14 protein-coding genes are annotated in these 16,207 nt (G+C 73.6%); 8 read left to right on the top strand and 6 right to left on the bottom strand.

Features of this window, described 5'->3' with window-relative positions; translation table 11 throughout:
• Positions 1-59: 59 nt before the first annotated feature.
• A complete protein-coding gene (gcvP, locus tag OHB09_RS05080) occupies positions 60-2,945 on the top strand; it encodes an aminomethyl-transferring glycine dehydrogenase (RefSeq protein WP_328921661.1) in 2,886 nt (961 codons plus the stop codon).
• A gap of 75 nt (positions 2,946-3,020) precedes the next feature.
• Here the strand turns inward: gcvP and OHB09_RS05075 are convergent, their stop codons facing one another.
• Together OHB09_RS05075 and OHB09_RS05070 are read right to left on the bottom strand one after the other, a co-directional pair.
• Complete coding sequence (locus OHB09_RS05075) at positions 3,021-3,218, bottom strand: DUF5999 family protein (RefSeq protein ID WP_040897206.1); 198 nt, start codon at positions 3,216-3,218, stop codon at positions 3,021-3,023.
• A gap of 474 nt (positions 3,219-3,692) precedes the next feature.
• Complete coding sequence (locus tag OHB09_RS05070) at positions 3,693-4,310, bottom strand: hypothetical protein (protein ID WP_167795380.1); 618 nt, start codon at positions 4,308-4,310, stop codon at positions 3,693-3,695.
• 643 nt (positions 4,311-4,953) lie between these two features.
• On the opposite strand from OHB09_RS05070, the gene OHB09_RS05065 reads away from it, so the two are divergent.
• Positions 4,954-6,474: a hypothetical protein gene (locus OHB09_RS05065; RefSeq protein ID WP_006144126.1), complete on the top strand. Its 1,521-nt coding sequence runs from the start codon at positions 4,954-4,956 to the stop codon at positions 6,472-6,474.
• 136 nt (positions 6,475-6,610) lie between these two features.
• Positions 6,611-7,411, top strand: a complete 801-nt coding sequence (locus OHB09_RS05060; RefSeq protein WP_006144127.1) for a CPBP family intramembrane glutamic endopeptidase — start codon at positions 6,611-6,613, stop codon at positions 7,409-7,411.
• A 31-nt stretch (positions 7,412-7,442) separates the two neighbouring features.
• Here OHB09_RS05060 and OHB09_RS05055 read toward each other — a convergent pair whose 3' ends face one another.
• The gene (locus tag OHB09_RS05055) at positions 7,443-8,273 is read right to left on the bottom strand and encodes a PhzF family phenazine biosynthesis protein (protein ID WP_093597465.1); all 831 of its coding nucleotides are present in this window, start codon (positions 8,271-8,273) and stop codon (positions 7,443-7,445) included.
• A 403-nt stretch (positions 8,274-8,676) separates the two neighbouring features.
• Here OHB09_RS05055 and OHB09_RS05050 point away from each other — a divergent pair, with 403 nt between their 5' ends.
• On the top strand, positions 8,677-9,336 hold the full coding sequence (locus OHB09_RS05050) for a PadR family transcriptional regulator (protein WP_374111741.1): 660 nt from the start codon (positions 8,677-8,679) through the stop codon (positions 9,334-9,336).
• A 69-nt stretch (positions 9,337-9,405) separates the two neighbouring features.
• Here OHB09_RS05050 and OHB09_RS05045 read toward each other — a convergent pair whose 3' ends face one another.
• Positions 9,406-10,335, bottom strand: coding sequence for an NADP-dependent oxidoreductase (locus OHB09_RS05045; protein WP_328921660.1), 930 nt, complete (start codon positions 10,333-10,335; stop codon positions 9,406-9,408).
• Between the two features lie 78 nt (positions 10,336-10,413).
• Between OHB09_RS05045 and OHB09_RS05040 the strand changes: the two genes are divergently transcribed.
• The 3 genes from OHB09_RS05040 (at position 10,414) to OHB09_RS05030 (ending at position 12,633) form a co-directional block, all read left to right on the top strand.
• On the top strand, positions 10,414-10,794 hold the full coding sequence (locus OHB09_RS05040; protein WP_191852729.1) for a winged helix-turn-helix transcriptional regulator: 381 nt from the start codon (positions 10,414-10,416) through the stop codon (positions 10,792-10,794).
• 236 nt (positions 10,795-11,030) lie between these two features.
• Positions 11,031-11,474: a Clp protease N-terminal domain-containing protein gene (locus OHB09_RS05035; protein ID WP_328922992.1), complete on the top strand. Its 444-nt coding sequence runs from the start codon at positions 11,031-11,033 to the stop codon at positions 11,472-11,474.
• A gap of 109 nt (positions 11,475-11,583) precedes the next feature.
• Positions 11,584-12,633, top strand: a complete 1,050-nt coding sequence (locus OHB09_RS05030; RefSeq protein ID WP_328729807.1) for an EamA family transporter — start codon at positions 11,584-11,586, stop codon at positions 12,631-12,633.
• Between the two features lie 206 nt (positions 12,634-12,839).
• Here OHB09_RS05030 and OHB09_RS05025 read toward each other — a convergent pair whose 3' ends face one another.
• Positions 12,840-13,595: a pyridoxamine 5'-phosphate oxidase family protein gene (locus OHB09_RS05025; RefSeq protein ID WP_191852727.1), complete on the bottom strand. Its 756-nt coding sequence runs from the start codon at positions 13,593-13,595 to the stop codon at positions 12,840-12,842.
• A 124-nt stretch (positions 13,596-13,719) separates the two neighbouring features.
• On the opposite strand from OHB09_RS05025, the gene OHB09_RS05020 reads away from it, so the two are divergent.
• On the top strand, positions 13,720-15,051 hold the full coding sequence (locus OHB09_RS05020; RefSeq protein WP_328729810.1) for an aminotransferase class I/II-fold pyridoxal phosphate-dependent enzyme: 1,332 nt from the start codon (positions 13,720-13,722) through the stop codon (positions 15,049-15,051).
• Positions 15,052-15,154: 103 nt separating this feature from the next.
• On the opposite strand, the gene OHB09_RS05015 is transcribed toward OHB09_RS05020, so the two are convergent.
• Complete coding sequence (locus OHB09_RS05015) at positions 15,155-16,207, bottom strand: EamA family transporter (protein WP_407077310.1); 1,053 nt, start codon at positions 16,205-16,207, stop codon at positions 15,155-15,157.

The following is a 16,207-nucleotide window of genomic DNA, read 5'->3' as shown; positions in this document are numbered from 1 at the left end:
CCGGGGTACCCGCGACGAGGTGCCCCTCGAAGGTCGCGCCAGACCAGGAGGCCTCCGCAATGACCGCCCACCGCACCCCGCTCTCCCGGCTCGAACAGGGCATCCCGTTCGAGCAGCGCCACATCGGCCCCGACGCCGGGGACCGCGCGAAGATGCTCGCCCAGGTCGGCTACGGCTCGCTCGACGAGCTGACCGCGGCCGCCGTGCCCGAGGTGATCAAGAACGCCGGCGCGCTGGACCTGCCCGGCGCCCGTACCGAGGCCGAGGTGCTGGCCGAGCTGCGTGCCCTCGCGGACCGCAACCAGGTGCTCACCTCCATGATCGGCCTGGGTTACTACGGCACGTTCACGCCGCCGGTGATCCTGCGCAACGTCATGGAGAACCCCGCCTGGTACACCGCGTACACCCCGTACCAGCCGGAGATCTCGCAGGGCCGCCTCGAGGCGCTCCTCAACTTCCAGACCGTGGTCGCCGACCTCACCGGGCTGCCGACCTCCGGAGCCTCCCTGCTCGACGAGGGCACCGCGGCGGCCGAGGCGATGGCGCTGTCCCGGCGTATGGGCCGTAACAAGAACGGCCTGTTCCTGGTCGACGCGGACACCCTCCCGCAGACCGTCGCCGTGCTGCGCACCCGCGCCGAGCCGGCCGGCGTCGAGGTCGTCCTCGCCGACCTGAGCGAGGGCATCCCGGCCGGGATCGCCGAGCGCGAGATCAACGGCGTCCTGCTGCAGTACCCGGGGGCCTCCGGCGCCGTCCGCGACCTGCGCCCCGTCGTCGACAAGGCGCACGAGCTCGGCGCGCTCGTCACCGTCGCCGCCGACCTGCTCGCGCTCACCCTCCTCACCTCGCCCGGCGAACTCGGCGCCGACATCGCGATCGGCACCACCCAGCGCTTCGGCGTCCCCATGGGCTTCGGCGGGCCGCACGCCGGCTACATGGCCGTGCGCGAGAAGTTCGCGCGCAGCCTGCCCGGCCGCCTCGTGGGCGTCTCCGTGGACGCCGACGGCGACAAGGCGTACCGCCTCGCCCTGCAGACGCGTGAGCAGCACATCCGCCGCGAGAAGGCGACCAGCAACATCTGCACCGCCCAGGTGCTGCTCGCGGTGATGGCCGGCATGTACGCCGTCTACCACGGCGCCGAGGGGCTGCGCACGATCGCCCGGCGCACCCACCGCTACGCCGCCATCCTCGCCGCCGGGCTCACCGCGGGCGGCGTCGAGGTCGTCCACGGCTTCTACTTCGACACGCTGACCGTCCGCGTGCCGGGCCGGGCCGCCGAGGTGGTCGCCGCCGCCCGGGACAACGGGGTCAACCTGCACCGGGTCGACGCCGACCACGTCTCGCTGTCCTGCGACGAGACCACCGACCGGGCCGCGCTCGGCGCGGTGTGGGGCGCCTTCGGCGTCGAGGCCGACATCGAGGCGCTGGACGAGGCCACCGAGGACGCGCTGCCGGGAGCCCTGCTGCGCACCGACGAGGTCCTCACCCACCCCGTCTTCCACCAGCACCGCTCCGAGACCGCGATGCTGCGCTACCTGCGCCGGCTGGCCGACCGCGACTACGCGCTGGACCGCGGCATGATCCCGCTGGGCTCCTGCACGATGAAGCTCAACGCGACCACCGAGATGGAGCCGGTCACCTGGCCCGAGTTCGGGCAGCTCCACCCCTTCGCCCCGGCCGAGCAGGCCCAGGGCTACCTGACCCTCATCCGTGAGCTGGAGGAGCGGCTGGCCGAGGTCACCGGCTACGACAAGGTCTCCCTGCAGCCCAACGCCGGCTCCCAGGGCGAACTGGCCGGACTGCTCGCGGTGCGCGGCTACCACCGGGCCAACGGCGAGGAGCGGCGCACGGTCTGCCTGATCCCGTCCTCCGCGCACGGCACCAATGCCGCGAGCGCGGTCATGGCCGGGATGAAGGTCGTCGTGGTGAAGACCGCGGAGGACGGCGAGGTCGACGCCGAGGACCTGCGCGCCAAGATCGAGAAGCACCGCGACGAGCTGGCCGTGCTGATGATCACCTACCCGTCGACGCACGGCGTCTTCGAGGAGCACGTCGCCGACATCTGTGCCGCCGTGCACGACGCGGGCGGTCAGGTCTACGTCGACGGCGCCAACCTCAACGCGCTGGTCGGGCTCGCCAAGCCCGGGTACTTCGGCGGCGACGTCTCCCACCTCAACCTGCACAAGACGTTCTGCATCCCGCACGGCGGCGGCGGTCCCGGCGTCGGCCCTGTCGCCGTCCGCGACCACCTGGCGCCGTACCTGCCCAACCACCCGCTGCAGCCCGCGGCCGGCCCGGAGACGGGCGTCGGTCCCGTCTCGGCGGCGCCCTGGGGCTCGGCCGGCATCCTGCCGATCTCCTGGGCGTACGTCCGGCTGATGGGCGGCGAGGGCCTCAAGCGCGCCACGCAGGTGGCCGTGCTCTCCGCCAACTACATCGCCAAGCGTCTGGAGCCGCACTTCCCGGTGCTGTACACGGGCCCCGGCGGGTTGGTCGCGCACGAGTGCATCATCGACCTGCGGCCGCTGACCAAGGCCACCGGTGTGAGCGTGGACGACGTCGCCAAGCGGCTGATCGACTACGGCTTCCACGCGCCGACCATGTCCTTCCCGGTGGCGGGGACGCTGATGATCGAGCCGACCGAGTCGGAGGACGTGAGTGAACTCGACCGGTTCTGCGAAGCGATGATCGCCATTCGCGCGGAGATCGAGAAGGTCGGCGCGGGTGAGTGGCCCGCCGAGGACAACCCGCTGCGGAACGCCCCGCACACCGCCGCCGCGCTCGGCGGCGAGTGGGAGCACGCGTACACGCGTGCGGAGGCGGTGTTCCCGGGCGGAGTGAAGGCCGCGGACAAGTACTGGCCGCCGGTGCGCCGGATCGACCAGGCCTTCGGCGACCGGAACCTGGTCTGCTCCTGCCCGCCGCTGGATGCCTACGCCGAGTAGCCGTTCCGCGGGAACGCGTCGGGGCCGGTGCGGGAGGATTCTCCCGGCCGGCCCCCTTGTGTTTCCGTGTGCGGCTCAGACCGCCATCAGCCGGGCACCGCCGCGGTGCGGGGCGATGATCTGGCCGTCCGGCAGGAGCTCACCGGTGTCCTCGAAGAGCAGAACGCCGTTGCAGAGCAGGCTCCAGCCCTGCTCGGGGTGGTGCGCCACGAGACGGGCGGACTCCCGGTCGGCGGATTCGGCGGTGGGACAGGGTGGCTGGTGCTGGCACATGGTGGAGGGGATCTTTCGCTCTGTCGTGACGTGGGTGGTGCGTGTCGGTTCGGCCCTGCGGCTCGTTGCCTCGTTCATTGCCGCCCCCCGTTGGCGAAGTGTGTTGCTCGGACCCAGTGTTGCCCTGCGGGCGTCGTTCCGCAGGGATTTCGCGGCACCGCTTCTCACAGGGTGTAGACGCATCACTCGCGCGGGCGGTTCAGCCCGACAGTACCGTCACTTCGGATGGTTGGCGATGGTCGGATCAGGCTAGTCAAACCGGGTTGACCAGGGGTTTTCTCTCTAACGAGCGAGGGTGGGCCCGATTGAGCGCAGGTCTGTACCTGAGGGTGCCGTGGCGTGCGCGAGGGGTGGCCGCGTGGCCTCGAACGGTCGTGCGTCCCCTCGTCCCTCAGGGGGGCCGCGGCAGAGGTGTGCCCCGCGGCCGGTGCGGCCGCGGGGCACGGGAGGGGCGGTGGGAAGACCGTGGGCCGCTCAGGCGGCGGGGGAGTCGGCGTGAGCCGGGCCCACGGGGTCGGAGGGGCCGAGCAGTGGCGCCGGGGTCGCCCGGAGGTTGAGCACCGGCAGGAGCTCGGCGGCCCGGTACGGGCGATACGCGGCGATCCCGGGCGGCGCCGGCGCGAGCGGCACCAGCAGGTCGGTGGCGAGCGGGGCGCCGCCCGCCCCGTCGGCCGCGCAGTCGCCGTGCAGCCACAGCGTCAGCATGTACAGCTCCGGTACCGACAGCAGCCGGGGCTGGAACGGCTGCCCCACCGCCTCGGCCTGGCGCAGCGCGATCTCGGTGGAGGCGATGTACGGGCCCTCGAAGAAGTGCGAGAAGGCCCAGCCGTCGGGCGTCAGCATGGTCTCCGCGGCGGCCACCGCCCGGTCGCCGCTGCGGATGAGGAAGCGCCAGCCGGCGAGCCTGGTGGTGGCACCCGCGGTGGTGTTCCGCTCCAGGACGTGCACCGGAAGCGGCAGGTCGGGGGTGACGGGGCCCGGGGCGGCGCGCAGGGAGGGGGTGCGCGCCTCGCGGACCGCGGTCGGGGAACCGAGTGCCGTCAGGACGGAGCGCAGGGCGGGGGCGGGAGCCGGGGGGACGTGCAGCGGCATGGTGGGTCGCCTCTCATTCGACAGGCACGGTGGCGCGCAGGCGTGGGTGGGCGTGCGGACGACGCTGTCTGCTCTCGGGGTCAGAGGTGGGCGGGGCCGGTGCCCGGGCGGCTGACGGCGCCGGGCCGTGGGAAGGACGGCGCTGCGACGACAGGGCGGGGACCATCAACGTCTACTCTCTGCCTCGTTCGCGAATTTTATACGACCCGTGTTCGCCCAATGTTTCGGCTAGACGTACTCGCCATCAACAACAAGAGACCATTCGGTCGTGAAAAAGCGAGGGTTTGTCCGGGTCTTGAGTGGGTACCCGGGGCGTGACCTCGCAATATGCGGTGGAAGGGGACGGCCGAATCTCGTTGGCGTTTATCACGAGATGGTTGAGAACCGGAACTGTTTACTGCGTCATGCCGCCTGAATGTGCCACCGGACCACCGCTCCAGCGTAGCGGCCCGGGTGGTCGTGTGAAGGGGTTATCGAAGGAGTGGGCCATGAGCGGGACGGGACGCACGGTGCGCGTCGGGCCGTCCCGGACCGGGACGTCGACGGGCGACGTTATCGATCGCCGAGCCGGGGCATCATCCCCCGTGACCCATGAAAGCAGCGGCCGTACTCTCGGCCTGCCCATCCGAGGAGGGACACTTCGATGGGGGAGAAGGTCGTGGCAGGGCCGTTCGACCTGTCGGATCGCCACCGGTATCGCGACAAGCTCCGGGACTGTTTGACGGGGCTGGGGCGACTGCTGGAGGAGAAGCGTTTCGACCGCCCCAGGAACCTGATGGGCCTGGAGATCGAACTCAATCTCGTGGACGGCGACGGTCAGCCGCGGATGATGAATGCGCAGGTGCTGGAAAGGATAGCCAGCAAGGATTTCCAGACAGAACTCGCCATGTTCAATCTGGAAGTCAACATCGCGCCACACCGGCTGGGGGAGCGGGTATTCGACCGGCTCGCCGAGGAGTTGCGTACGTCACTCGCCTACGCCGACCGGAAAGCCGGGGAACTCGATGCGGGAATCGTGATGATCGGCATTCTGCCGACGCTCGACCGGGACGACCTGGTGTCGTCGAACCTTTCCGACGTCGACCGCTACACCCTGCTCAACGACCAGATCGTCGCGGCGCGCGGTGAGGACTTCAAACTCGACATCGACGGGGTGGAGCGGCTCGTCTGCACCTCCCGTTCTATCGCCCCGGAGGCAGCCTGCACGTCCGTGCAGCTCCATCTGCAGGTCACGCCCGACCGGTTCGCCGACGTGTGGAACGCGGCCCAGGCGGTCAGCGCCGCGCAGATCGCCGTCGGCGCCAACGCGCCCTTCCTGTTCGGGCACGAGCTGTGGCGTGAATCGCGGCCGCCGCTGTTCGAGCAGTCCACCGACACCCGCCCGCCCGAACTGCAGGCCCAGGGCGTACGGCCGCGGACCTGGTTCGGGGAACGGTGGATCGACTCCGCGTACGACCTGTTCGAGGAGAACCTGCGCTACTACCCGGCGCTGCTGCCGATCTGCGACGACGAGGACCCGCTGCGCGTCCTCGACGAGGGCGGCGCGCCCCGGCTCTCCGAACTCGTCCTGCACAACGGCACCATCTACCGCTGGAACCGCCCGGTGTACGAGGTCGTCGACGAAGTGCCGCACCTGAGGGTGGAGAACCGGGTGCTGCCCGCCGGGCCGACCGTGATCGACGTCGTCGCCAACGCGGCCTTCTACTACGGGCTCGTGCGCGCGCTCGCCGAGGAGGCGCGGCCGGTCTGGACGAAGCTGCCCTTCGAGGACGCGGCGAACAACTTCGAGGCGGCCTGCCGGTACGGCATCGACGCCCGGCTGCGGTGGCCGCGGCGCGGCCGCCTCGGCGGGGTCGCGGAGGTCGACGCGGTCACTCTCGTCCGCGAGGAACTCCTGCCGCTCGCCGCCGCCGGGCTGGACGCCTGGGGCGTGGAGCCCGCCGACCGGGACCTGTACCTCGGCGTCATCGAGGAACGGTGCCGGCGGCGCACCAACGGGGCGCGCTGGCAGGCGGAGACGTTCCACGCCGGGCTGGACAAGGGCCTGAGCCGGGACGCGGCGCTGGCGGCGACGACACGGCGGTACCGCGAGCTGATGCTGACCGGCGAGCCGGTGCACGGCTGGCCCGTGGGGCTGCCGGAGCCGGTGCCGCTGGGAAGCTGAGCGCCGGCCCCGTCCCTCACTTCCTCACCACCTTCCGAGGGGCCCCCTGCCGCAGTGCGGCAGGGGGCCCCTCCGCCGTAACGCCGGGGCGTCGGGCAAGCTGTGGGGAAGGCGGGACGGCGCTACGGAGGCGGGTGTGCGGGTGGATGCGGAGCCGGCGGGGGGTTCCCTGCTCGAGGAACGGACGGCACGGCGGACCCTGCGGGACGAGACGCTGCTCGTGCTGGCGCTCTCCCTGGGGGCGAGCGGTGTCTCCGCGCTGATCAGCTTCGTCGGCTCGGTCACCAAACCCGGTGGGTTGAAGGACCAGGCCGCCACGCTCAACGCCTCGGCCGCGCCGGGCCGGCCGTGGCTCGACCTCGCCTGGCAGCTCTTCGGGATCGCCACCGCGCTGGTGCCCGTCGCCCTCGTGGCCCACCTGCTGCTGCGCGAACGGCAGTCGCTGCGCACCCTCGGCTTCGACCGCACCCGCCCCTGGCCGGACCTCGGCCGGGGCGCGGTGATCGCCGCGGTGATCGGCAGCACGGGCATCGCCTTCTACCTGGCGGCCCGAGGGCTCGGCTTCAACCTCACGGTGGTGCCGGAGGCGCTGCCCGACGTGTGGTGGAAGTACCCCGTGCTCGTCCTGTCCGCCGTGCAGAACGCGGTGCTGGAGGAGGTGATCGTGGTCGGGTACCTGCTGCGCCGCCTCGGGCAGCTCGGCTGGTCACCGGGTGCCGCGCTGATCGGCAGTGCGGTGCTGCGCGGCTCCTACCACCTCTACCAGGGCATCGGCGGCTTCCTCGGCAACATGGCGATGGGCCTCGTCTTCGTCCTGCTCTACCGCCGGTGGGGGCGGGTGGGACCGCTGGTGGTGGCCCACTCGCTGCTCGACATCGGGGCGTTCGTCGGTTACGCGCTGCTCGCGGGGAAGGTCGACTGGCTGCCCACGGCGTGAGCGGGCCGCCGGCCTCTTCCCGCGGAGGCCGTCAGGCGAGCAGTTCCCCGTCGAGGACGGTGACCGCGTGCCCGGTCAGCAGGGTGCGGGCACCGCGCAGTTCGGTCCGCACCAGACCGGAACGGGCGGAGGCCTGCAGCCCGGTGAGGGCGGTCCGGCCCAGGCGTGCGGACCAGTAGGGGGCGAGGGCTGTGTGGGCGGAGCCGGTCACCGGGTCCTCGTCGATCCCGGAGCGGGGGAAGAAGCACCGGGAGACGAAGTCGTGGCCCCGGGCCGGGTCGGAGGCGCGGGCGGTGGCGATGACGCCGCGGGTGAAGCGGCCTGCTAGGGCGCGGAGGTCGGGGACGAGCTCCCGCACCGCCCGCTCGTCGGCCAGCTCGACGAGCAGGTCGCCCAGGTGCGGCCCGGTGTCGACGGCGGTGAGCGGAGCCGCGCCCAGCACCTCGGCGAGTCCGTCGGGAACCGGCTCCTCGGTGAGCGGGGCCGTGGGGAAGTCCAGCGTGATCGCCCCGTCGGCGCCCGGCGCCGCCCGCAGCACACCGCTGCGCGAGGCGAACCGTACGGGGCCCCGGTGGGCGCCCGTGGTGTGCAGGACGTGCGCGGTGGCGAGCGTGGCGTGGCCGCACATCGCGACCTCGGTCGTCGGGGTGAACCAGCGCAGGGCCCAGTCGGCCTCCCCGTCACCGCCGTCCCCGCTCCCGGGCAGCCGGTGGGCGAACGCGGTCTCGGCGTGGTTGACCTCCCGGGCCACCGCACGCAGCCAGGAGTCCTCGGGGAAGCCGTCCCCGTCCAGGAGCAGCACGCCGGCCGGGGCACCGGAGAAGGGGCGAGCGGTGAAGGCGTCGACGATTCGGATACGCATGGGGCGACGGTAGGCGCACCGCCTGGACGCCGGCCAAGGCCAATTCACCGGGGGTGGCCTGCCGTTCCGAGTCCGTCCCCGTGCGGACGGTGCGCCCGGGGGGAGACGAACCGCCTCGATCCCGGAGTCGGTCAGCAACGCGTTGACGAGGGCACGGGGGGCCGGCGAGCTCGGTGGCCCACAGGTCGTGGTCCGGGCACACGGCGTCGAGGTCGAGGCCCGCGACGGTGTGGGGCAGGGCGCTTCCGTCGGCAAGACATGCCTGCTCATGGTCCCAGGCGTGAGCCCGTTCTTCCCTTCGCTGTCACGGCCAGCGATCCACCGTGAGCCCGCAGCTCGAAAGGGGTTGCCGTAGTCGGTTGGACGATATATCGTTGAGGCATCGCGAACGATCGACGATGGAATGGAAGTGAGCGAGATGCACGCGCATGGAAACGACTACGGGTTCGAGCACGGACACGGTCGGCACGGTGGTCATGGTCGGCGGGGGCAGCACGGTGCGGAGGAGTCCCGGGAGGCGTTCGGGCCGTTCGGGCCCGGGGGCGGCGGACCGCACGGTCCCTTCGGCGGGCCGGGCTTCGGCGGGCCCTGGGGCGGCCGCGGGCGCGGCGGACCGCGCGGCAGGGCGCGGCGCGGTGACGTACGCGCCTCGATCCTGGCGCTGCTCAAGGAACGGCCGATGCACGGCTACGAGATGATCCAGGAGATCGCCGAGCGCAGCGGCGGGGCGTGGAAGCCCAGCCCCGGTTCGGTCTACCCGACCCTCCAGCTGCTGGAGGACGAGGGGCTGATCGTGAGTGAGACCGAGGGCGGCAAGAAGCTGTTCTCGCTCACCGAGGCCGGTCGCACGGCGGCCGAGGAGGGCGCGGAGGCGCCCTGGGAGGAGGCCTCGCGCGGGGTCGACTGGGAGGCGCTGAGCGAGATCCGGCAGGCCGGGTTCGGGCTGATGGAGGCCTTCGGCCAGGTCTGGAAGACCGGGAACAAGGAGCAGCGCGAGAAGGCGCTGACGGTCATCAACGAGGCGCGGAAGAAGCTGTACCTGATCCTCGCCGACGAGGACTGACGGCGGTGGCCGCCCGGCCGGGCCGGGCGGCGAACCGAGGGCCCCGCGTGCGCGGGGCCCTCACCGCGTTCACAGCGTCAGGACCAGCTTGCCCCGGAGGTGGCCGCCGTCCAGCAGCCGGTGCGCCTCGGCGACCCGCTCGAACGGGAACGTCTCCTGCACATGCACCCGGAGCGCACCGCGCTCGACGAGGTCCACCAGCCCCCGCAGCCCCACCGGGTCGGGGTCGACCGCGACGCCGCTGAAGCGCATGCCGGCCGCCTCGCAGGCGGTGATGAGCGCCGTTTCCTGCTTGGCGACCGCCGTCACCAGATGGCCGCCCGGGCGGAGCACACGGAGTGAACGCCCGGCGGTGTCGCCGCCGACCGTGTCGAGCACGAGGTCGATGTCGCGGACCGCCTCGGCGAAGTCGGTCTTCGTGTGGTCGATCACCTCGTCGGCGCCGAGATCCTCGACGAACGCGCGCTTGCCACCGCTCGCGGTCGTGACCACGTACGCGCCCCTCGCCTTGGCGATCTGGATCGCCACGTGGCCCACGCCGCCGCCCCCGCCGTGGACCAGGACACGGTCGCCCTCGCCGACGCCGCCCAGGTCGACGAGGGCCTGCCACGCCGTCAGCCCGACGATCGGCAGCGCGGCCGCCTCGACGTGCGGGAGCGAGGCCGGCTTGCGCACCAGGTGCAGCGCGGGCGCCGCCACGAACTCCGCGTATGCGCCCGCCGCACGCGGGAACAGCGGCATCCCGAAGACCTCGTCGCCGGGCCGGAGCCGCCAGGTCCCCGGTGCCCCTTCGACGACACCGCTGATGTCCCATCCGAGGACGAACGGCGGCCGGCCGAGCAGCGGGAACTCGCCGGCGCGCAGCCGCGCCTCCAGCGGGTTCAGGCCGATCGCCGCGACCCGGACGAGGACCTCGGTCGGCTGGACCCGGGGAACCGGCGCCTCCTCGACGGTGAGGACCTCGGGGCCGCCGAGCGTGTGCTGGGTGATGACGCGCATGATTCTCCTGAAGGGAAGGTCCGGTGGAGGAGAACCACGCTAGGCAGCCGACGGGAACCGGCAGGTACCTTTGGCGCCATGAGCCGTTTCGCGACCGGTGACGTCTTCCGCTCCGACTGCCCGGGGCGGCTGCCGTTCGAGATGCTCGCCGACAAGTGGTCGGTGGTCGTCCTCGCCGGACTCGGCAAGGGCCCGGTGCGCCACGGCGAACTGGCCGCGATGATCGGCGGGATCTCCCGCAAGGTGCTCACCCAGACCCTCAGGCGGCTCCAGGCGCACGGGCTCGTCTCCCGCCACTCCCACGCCGAGGTGCCGCCGCGCGTCGAGTACGCGCTCACCCCGCTCGGACAGACCCTGATCGAGCCGATCCACATGCTGACCGAGTGGGCGAGGGAGCACGGAGAGGCGGTGCTCGACGCGCTCGAGGCCGCGCCGGACCCCGCCCCCGCGGATCACTGACGCCCCCACGGGCCGCGGCAGCCGCTCTCGGGGTTCCGTGTCATACCTGAGGAGGAGACGCGTGGGGCGGAACCCACCGTGCGTGGGACGCGGGAATGCTGCGCGCTGCGGATGACGCGGACCACCGGGGTTGATGGGATGGGGACGTGCCACCGACCCAGTGCAGGCAGCCGGCCGCCGTGCCCGCTCCGCACCGCAGCGACCTCGACCCGCAGCTCACCGACGAGCTGGCGTCCATGGTCGTCGCGGCACGCCGCCGCGCGGTCCGCGACGGCGACCGTCAGATCGACACCGCCCACCTCCTGCACGCCCTGCTGGAGTCCGACCCCGAGGTGCGGGCCGCGATCGGGGACCTCCGCAAGGTGGCCCGGCTGCTCGGCTACCTCGTGCAACGCAGCATCGGTTACGGGCTGCGCTGGCAGAGCAGCGTCGAGGACTCCGGCGCCGTACCGGCCCTGCGCGGGCCCGGCGGGCTGTCGCCTGCGGCGGCCGAGGCCATGGCGGCGGCCCGGCGGCGGGCACGGCGTGGCCGGCGCGGTGCGGCACGCGGGATGGACGTCCTCGCGGCGGTGACCGGTGACCCCGGTTCGCGGGCGGTGGAGGTGCTGCGCCGGGCGGGCGTCGAACCGGCGGTTCTGCTGGGGCGGATCGCGCTCTCGGAGTACCTCACCCGGTACTGACGACGGACGGCGGCCGAGAACCCCGTGGCGCGCCCGAGGGCCCTGGGCGACAGGGACGAGGGCGACAGGGGCGATCGAGGGTGACGGTGCTGTCGGCGCCTGTCATCATGTGCCGGTGCGTACCTCTGGAGACGGCTCGAACGGCCGTGGACACGGCACGGCGCTGGGGCTCGCCCTCGGCTCCGCGCTCGCCTTCGGCGGCTCGGGAGTCGCGGCGAAGCCCCTGATCGAAGCGGGCCTCGAGCCCCTGCACGTGGTGTGGCTGCGGGTCGCGGGCGCCGCCGTGGTGATGCTCCCCGTCGCCGTACGGCACCGCGCGCTGGTGCGCGACCGCCCCGCGCTGCTGCTGGGGTACGCGCTGCTCGCCGTCGCCGGCGTCCAGGCCTGCTACTTCGCGGCGATCTCCCGCATCCCCGTCGGGGTGGCGCTGCTCGTGGAGTACCTCGCGCCCGCCCTCGTTCTGGGCTGGGTGCGGTTCGTGCAGCGGCGGCCGGTGTCGCGCTCGGCCGCGGTCGGGGTCGTCCTCGCGGCCGGCGGGCTGGCCTGCGTGGTGGAGGTCTGGTCGGGGCTCGCCTTCGACGCGCTCGGGCTGATGCTCGCGCTCGGCGCGGCCTGCTGCCAGGTCGGCTACTTCATCCTGTCCGACCACGGCGGCGACGCCGCGGAGGGGCGCGCGCCCGACCCGCTCGGGGTGATCGCGTACGGCCTGCTCGGCGGGGCGCTCGTCCTGACGCTCCTGGCGCGGCCGTGGCGGATGGACTGGTCCGTCCTCGGGGGCGACACGGCCATGAACGGCACCCGGGTGCCGGCCGTGCTGCTGCTGGGCTGGATCGTGCTGATCGCGACAGTCCTCGCCTACGCCACCGGGGTCCTGGCGGTACGTCGGCTCTCGCCTCAGGTGGCGGGAGTCGTGGCCTGCCTGGAGGCGGTGATCGCGACGGTCCTGGCCTGGGTGCTGCTCGGCGAACACCTCTCGGCACCGCAGGTGGTGGGCGGCGCGGTGGTGCTGGCCGGGGCGTACGTGGCGCAGCGGGCCGTACCGGCGCCTTCCTCCCCGGCCGGCCAGGGGGCGGCGGCGTCCGGGGCGGGACGGGACCCCGCGAGCCCGGCGCCCCGCGACCCCGCCGACGCCCACCCGGGCGGCCCTCCGCGCGGCTGACCCCGCGTATCCCGCCGCGGCTCTGAGGCGCCCGCCCTCCAGCCCTCGACCGGAGCCCGCCGTCCCGCAGGCCGACCGGAGCCCGGCGTCCCGCAGGCCGACCGGAGCCCGGCGTCCCGCAGGCCGACCGGTGCCCGGCGTCCCGCGGCCCCGACGGTGCCCGCCGTCCCGTCCCGACCGGCGCCCGGAGCCCGGCGCCCGGCGGCTCACCGTCCCGGCAGGTACTCCGGCGCCGCGGTCCCCGGCGCCAGCGCCGGATCGGCGATCGGCGCCCCGTACGCCGGGCGGACCGGCACCACGCCCGCCCAGTGCGGCAGGCCGAGGTCCTCCGGCTCGTCGTTGACCCCGCCGGTGCGTGCCTTCGCCGAGACCTCCCGAAGGTCCAGGCGCAGCACGGCCGTCGCGGCCAGCTCCTTGGCGTTGGCCGGGCGGGAGTCGGCCGAGCGGCCCGCCACCACGTGGTCGACCAGCGCGTCCAGTGCCGCCCGCTTCTCCTCGGGTTCGGTCACCGGTTCGGCGAGGCCGTGCACCACCACCGAGCGGTAGTTGATCGAGTGGTGGAAGGCCGACCGCGCCAGCACCAGGCCGTCGACGTGCGTGACGGTCAGGCACACCGGCAGCCCCGGCGCGGACTGCTCCCCCTCCTCCCGCTCCTCGTCGCGCTCCTTCGCGTGTCCCGGGCCGCGCCCCGCCATCCGCAGGGGCCGCGAGCCCGTCGACCCGTGGACGTACAGCCGCTCGCCGACCCTCGCGAACAGTGTCGGCAGCACCACCGGCGCTCCGTCGCGCACGAAGCCGAGATGGCAGACGTAGGCCTCGTCGAGTATCGAATGCACGAGGTCCCTGTCGTACGAGGCGCGGTTCGCGGAGCGCGTGGGGACCGTGCGGTCGGTCGGGGCGTAGGCGGCGGGCGGGTCCTGCGAGGCGGGCGGCGTGATCCCCCGTGCGGTGGTGTGGGGCATGGCGGCTGGTCTCCTCTTGGGTGTCGTGGGCGTGCGCGGCTCCGCCTGCCAGGCTCCGCCCGGCTCGGCTTCCGACGCGCATGCCCCCTGTACACGGGTATTGCACTAGTGCATAATGTGGTTTGTGCTAGGAGAATATACGTTCACCGGGCGGCGCGCGGCCGAGATTTCCGCGAGCATCGAGGGCGCGGTGGGCAGCGGTGCGCTGGCCCCCGGCCAACTGCTCCCGCCCATGCGCGAGTTGGCGCGCTCCCTCGGGGTGAACCCGAACACCGTCGCGGCCGCGTACCGCACCCTGCGGGAGCGCGGGGTCATCGAGACGGACGGGCGGCGCGGCAGCCGGGTCCGGGCGAAGCCGGCGACGACCGCACGGGAGTACGCCCGGATCCAGGTCCCGGAAGGGGTGCGCAACCTCGCGGACGGCAACCCCGACCCCGCGCTCCTGCCCGCGCTGGCGGAGGCGTTCGCGGTGGCCGCCGTCCGGGCCGACCGCGAGCCCGTGCTGTACGGGGAGGACGCCGTGGAACCCGAACTGGTCCGCCTCGCTCGGGCCGGACTGGACGCGGACGGCGTACCGGACGGGCCGGTGATGGTCGCCTCGGGATCGCTGGACGCGATCGAACGGGTCCTCGTCGCCCGTCTGCGGCCCGGCGACGCGGTCGCCGTCGAGGATCCCGGTTGGGGCGCCCTGCTCGATCTCGTCCCCGCCCTCGGGCTGCGCACGGTCCCGGTGCGGGTCGACGACGAGGGGCCGCTTCCTGCGGACGTCCGCGCCGCCCTCTCCGCCGGCGCGCGGGCCCTCGTCGTCACGGCCCGGGCGCAGAACCCCACCGGCGCCGCCGTGGGCGCCGCCCGCGCGGACGACCTGCGGGCCGTCCTGGACGGCTACCCGGAGACCCTGCTGATCGAGGACGACCACGGCCACGCCATCGTCGACCTCCCCCTGCACCCGCTGGCCGGAACCACCCGCCACTGGGCGCTGGTCCGTTCCGTGGCCAAGGCGTACGGGCCCGACCTGCGGCTCGCCGTGCTCACCGGGGACGAGGTCACCGTCGACCGGGTGCACGGCCGGCAGCGGCTCGGGCCCGGCTGGGTGAGCCGGCTGCTGCAGCGGGCCCTCGTACGGTTGTGGGCCGAGGGAGCGGTGGACGTGCCGGCCGTGGCGGCGGCCTACCGGAGCCGGCGCGAGGCCCTGATCGGCGCGCTCGCGGAGCGCGGGGTGCGCGCCCACGGGCGCAGCGGCCTCAACGTGTGGGTACCGGTCCCCGACGAGACCGGCGCGGTGGCCCGGCTGCTGCACGCCGGCTGGGCGGTCGCGCCCGGCGCCCGCTTCCGCGCGGCGGCACCGCCCGGCATCCGCGTCACCGTCTCCACCCTCGCGCCGGAGGAGACCGGGGCGGTCGCGGAGGCCGTCGCCGCGGCCGTCGCACCGGCGCCCGGACCCCGCTACGTGTGACCGGCCCGACGAAACGGGACCCGATGAAACGGGACCCGATGAACGGGACCCGATGAACGGGACCCGATGAACGGGACCCGATGAACGGGAGCGGAGGAAGGGCCTACGACCGCGCCCGGCTCTGCGTCAGGGCCGCGCCCGCCACCACGATCACCGCGCCGACCGGCGTGGACCACGCGAGCGGCTCGTGCAGGATCGCCACGCCCGCGGCGGTGGCGATCACCGGGATGAAGTAGGTGACCATCTGCGCCGTCGTGGGCCCCACCTCGGCCACCAGCCCGTACTGCAGCAGTACGGCGAGGCCCGTGCCGAGGGCGCCCAGGGCGAGGACGGCGAGCAGCGGGAGCACGGGGAAGGCGTGCGGCAGCTCGGTGAACAGCGGGGTGACCACCGCGAGCTGCACCGTGGCCAGCAGGAGTTGGGCGCCGGTGAGCGAGAGGTGGGAGGCGCCGGTGCCGGCCAGGGTGCGGCGGACGTAGATCCAGCCGACGGGGTAGCTCAGCGAGGCGAGCAGGGCCATCGCGGTGCCCGTGGCGTCCAGGCCGTGGAAGCCCTGCCAGGCGCCCAGCACGGTGAGCACGCCCAGGAAGCCGAGGCCGAGTCCGGCGAAACGGCGCCGGGTCGGGCGGTCCTCGGAGAGCGCCACCAGGGAGAGCGCCATGCCCCACAGCGGCGAGGTCGCGTTGCAGATGCCCGCGAGCGTCGAGGGGACGGTCAGCTCCGCGTAGGCGAACAGTGAGAACGGCAGCGCGTTGAGCAGCAGCGCCGCCACCGCGAGGTGCCCCCAGGTGCGGGCCCCGCGCGGCAGCCGCTCGCGCTTGACCGCCATCGCGGCCACCAGCACCGCCGTGCCGAACAGCAGCCTGCCGAACGTCACCTGGAACGGGGCGTAGGCGTGGGTGCCGACCTTGATGAGCAGGAAGCTGAAGCCCCAGATCAGCGACAGGAGCCCGAAGCGCAGCCGCCAGTCGAGCGCGGGCCGGCCCGCCGGGGTCCGGGCGGAGGCGGGAACCGGGGCGGGCGCCAGGGTCGGCGCGGGGCCGGCCGGGGTCGGTGCGACCGTTTCGGACGCGGGGGTGCGCGAGGAGGCGGGGATGCGCGAGGAGGCGGTGGTGCTCATGACGGCCAGCCTCCCTCGCCCCACCTCGTAGCACAA

The organism is Streptomyces griseoaurantiacus (assembly GCF_036189845.1).
GTDB lineage: Bacteria > Actinomycetota > Actinomycetes > Streptomycetales > Streptomycetaceae > Streptomyces > Streptomyces griseoaurantiacus.
This window is presented reverse-complemented; position numbering and strand designations above follow the sequence as displayed.